This is a genomic window from Vibrio sp. 10N.261.46.A3 (assembly GCF_041472995.1).
In the GTDB taxonomy this organism is placed as follows: Bacteria; Pseudomonadota; Gammaproteobacteria; order Enterobacterales; family Vibrionaceae; genus Vibrio; species Vibrio coralliirubri.
The window spans coordinates 1-3,660 of sequence record NZ_JBFRRH010000147.1 but is presented as its reverse complement, the minus strand read 5'-3'; the positions used below and the strand labels follow the sequence as shown (position 1 = coordinate 3,660).

Annotated in this window: 2 protein-coding genes; both read right to left on the bottom strand. The window is 36.3% G+C overall.

Translation table 11 applies throughout. The annotated features are described in order from the left end of the window. Positions 1 to 2: 2 nt before the first annotated feature. Entirely contained in the window at positions 3 to 1,058 is a 1,056-nt protein-coding gene (locus tag AB4484_RS24965; RefSeq protein WP_372080866.1) for an EAL domain-containing protein, read from the bottom strand. After that, on the bottom strand, positions 1,058 to 3,660 hold a 2,603-nt coding region (locus AB4484_RS24960; RefSeq protein ID WP_372080865.1), incomplete at its 5' end, for a response regulator. The genes AB4484_RS24965 and AB4484_RS24960, both read right to left, overlap by 1 nt.

Sequence of the window (3,660 nt, the reverse complement as noted above, 5' to 3'; positions counted from 1 at the left end):
ATTTATAATGATCTTGCCGTGACAGTATTCATACCCATGGTGTCTGCTACTTGACGTAACATTTTTACTAGAACTTGATGCTTAGGGTTTGATGCTAGATCAGAAATAAAGCTTCTATCGATTTTCATTTCTGTAAAAGGAAGCTTGAGAAGTTTATCTAATGAGGCATACCCTGTTCCAAAATCATCAATTGATAATTTAAAACCATGTACTCTTAGCCGAGCTAGCGTTGCAAGTGCAATAGGTCGGTTGCGATAAGCTTGAGACTCCGTTAATTCCAAAGTTAAATACTCATGCGGAAAACTATACGCTTTACATATCTCGATGATTTTGTCGCAGATATTCGGTATTTCAAGGTTTTCTTGCGTCATGTTGACTGATACAGAAATATCGAAAGGACAGGCCGAAATGTCACAAAGTGCTTGGTTAAGGACGACAAAGAATAGTTGATCCATCATGTTGCATTCGTCAATAGTGTCCATAAATGAAATCGGACTGAGGATCCCCATTATAGGGTGTTTGACTCGTGCTAGTGCTTCTACTGAAACAAGCTGTTGATTGTCAAAGCTAACTTTTGGTTGGTAATAATTGATAACCTGACCATTTTTAAAAGCGTCATGTATAGCATGTGCAGACAGGCTAACAGGTGATTGGTTTTTCCATGTTTGTTCAATACTTTGTGTGAACTTAAGTAGTTCATTCGCTAAGTTAGACTTTAGATCTTTCTTTTTTAGAAGGGAAGAGTAGCTGAACTCCAGAAGTGAACTGATATTCAATGTTAAATCGCAAATATCATCTTCTGCAGAGCTAACTATCACAACACCTAACTCTTTAGTGATCTCAGATATTTCAAGCAGTAACTTGATACCATCCATATTAGGCATGTTAATGTCACAGAATATCAAATCGATACTATTATGTTTCATGAGATCTAGTGCTTCTATGCCGTCTTGAGCAACAAATACATAGTCAATGCCTAACAGATTAAGTTCGATCTTTAACCGAGTGCTCTGAATAAGGTCATCTTCGACGATCATTACTTTCAAGTTATGTTGCATTATTCGATACCCTCGAGTAGGTCTTTTACTTCTTCAACAATCTCGTTCATTTTCTTAGCCAGCTTACACTTTTGGCTTACAGTTTTTTGAGGATCGAGCTCGTTTTGTAGCTCCTGAGCTAGAGTTGCAATCCCGGTTAGGCCTAGCATGTTCGCTGTGCCTTTTATTTTATGAGCCAGCGCTCTCAGATCTACATCTCTTTTGTCCAAGCTCTCAATGTCTAATGACATTGATTGAATAATGACATTATAGATATCTCGTTTATTTTCATTACTGTAATCCGAGAAATTGCTTTCAATTTCACTCTCAGGCTCAGATTTTGAGAGCGGCTCGGATTTGACTAAAAACTTAGATATGTTGTCATAGATTGTTTTTGAATCGATCGGTTTTGAGATTAATGCGTCAAAGTACTCAAAATTATCTAAGGTATAGTTGGGCTCTCCTGTACATCCAACAATATTTGTGTACCCATACAGCCCGATGTTTGTTTTAACTTCTCTTGCTAAACTGTGGCCGTCTAGATTTGGCATGTGGATATCTGTGAGGATTAGATCGTACGCGCCTTTGCGCTCTTTTAGTTGTGTTAATGCGCGCTGTCCATCATTTGCAACGTCGCTAGAAAGCCCTAGTTTTTTTAATTGATTCTTTAATAAGCATTGATTAATCAGGTCATCTTCAACAATTAATACGTGCCCAATTAGTGTCTCCATTATTTTTTCCTCTGAGAGCTGAGTTGAAGGTGATTTTTGGTTATCATTTAATGGAATCAAGTCTGAAATAAGTTGATTTAATTTCAAGTTCAATTCAATCAACGATTCTGTTTCTAACCTTTCTTCATGAGCAACACACGCTTGGTAGAGCGCTATTGCACCAAGGTTTCCTGCTGTTCCTTTCAACTGATGTATTTTTTGGTGCTCATTGGCTTCAATACTAGTACCACGGTACTGTTCGATGAAGGCACTTAATAGCTTTAGGTATAATGCAGTGTTTCCGGCCGCGATTTTTAAGCCAGCTTCTAAATCAAGCGTGGAAACTTTGCTTAGCCAGCTCGGGATTAAATCGAGAGGTTTGTCTGTAAGCATCTCGACGGCGTCGTTAGTTTCTACAATCTGGTTTGTGAACCATTTGAGCATTTTGCTGTACATATCCTGGGTGTCGATAGGTTTTCCTATGATGTCATTCATACCTGACTCTAATGCTTTATCAATATCTGCCGACATAATGTTTGCAGTCATCGCGATAATTGGTAAAGAGAGTCCTAATTCCTGACGGATCATTTGAGTTGCTTGATAGCCATCGATCTGGGGAAGTTGGCAGTCCATGAGAATGCCATCGTATTTTTGTTGACTCAGTTGATGTATAGCTTTCTCACCATCGGAGCAAACATCCAGGTGAGTGACACCTTCAAGTAGAGCTTTTACGAGCTCTTGGTTAATAAAGTTGTCTTCCACTAATAATATATGCTTGTTTCTTAGAGGTTTTAAATTCAACTTCGGAGCATCAGCTTGATTTTCTTGGTTATCAAGTATCTCCGGAGCAATATCAAGGATGATCTCAAATGAGAATTGACTACCTTTACCTTGATCGCTTTTAACTGTTAAGCGACCTCCCATGAGTTCAACAAGCTGTTTACTGATAATTAAACCGAGACCAGTGCCTCCATACATACGACTCGTAGATTCGTCTACCTGGCTAAAAGGTTTGAATAGCTTATCTATATCTTCATCTGATATTCCGATTCCTGTATCTATAATCTCAAAACTGAGTTTTGTTTTATTTTTGTTTAAATTATCACATGAAATAAATAATTTTATATCACCTTTTTCAGTAAATTTAATCGCATTGCCTACTATGTTTAATAGGATTTGATTTAATCTTAGTGAGTCACCTAAAACATAAGTTGGAAGGGGGTTACTATAGCTTAATTCTAAATTCAAACCTTTTTCATTCGCAATAATAAACATCATCTCGTAGAATTCGTCAATTAATGAAGGCAAAGAAAATATTTTATTTTTTATATTAAAAGAACCTGATTCAATTTTTGATGTGTCTAAAATATCATTGACTATCTTCAGTAGAGATCTAGAGGCGTTATTAACATTTTTTATATATTTATTTTTATCAATGTCGATGTCAGTATTCGTTGCTAATTGACTCATACCAATTATGGCATTTAAAGGTGTTCGGATTTCATGGCTCATGTTAGCAAGGAATTGAGACTTGATTTTTGTGGATGATATAGCCTCATCTCTAGCAAGTGTTGCTTCGTGTGTGAGCCTTACTAAACTCTTTAATGAATGGTAAATTAAATACGCTAACATAACCATACCAATGAAAAACAACAATGTTAGTAGCGTAATGAGATAAGAGGTCAGCTTTAAATCACTCACACTATTAATTCTTTCGTCACGAATAGAAAGTATGATTGCTTCGGCTTCTAAAACGGATGGAACAGCTTCTTTAGAATTTTTAATCAATGCATAGTTATTCTTGTTTAATTTAGTAACTATATCAATGTAGAAATCAGTGTCTTCCAATAATTTTGATAGAGAATATGATTTTTCTTTGTTTTTTATAAGGGGTATTATACCCGTGATCATTG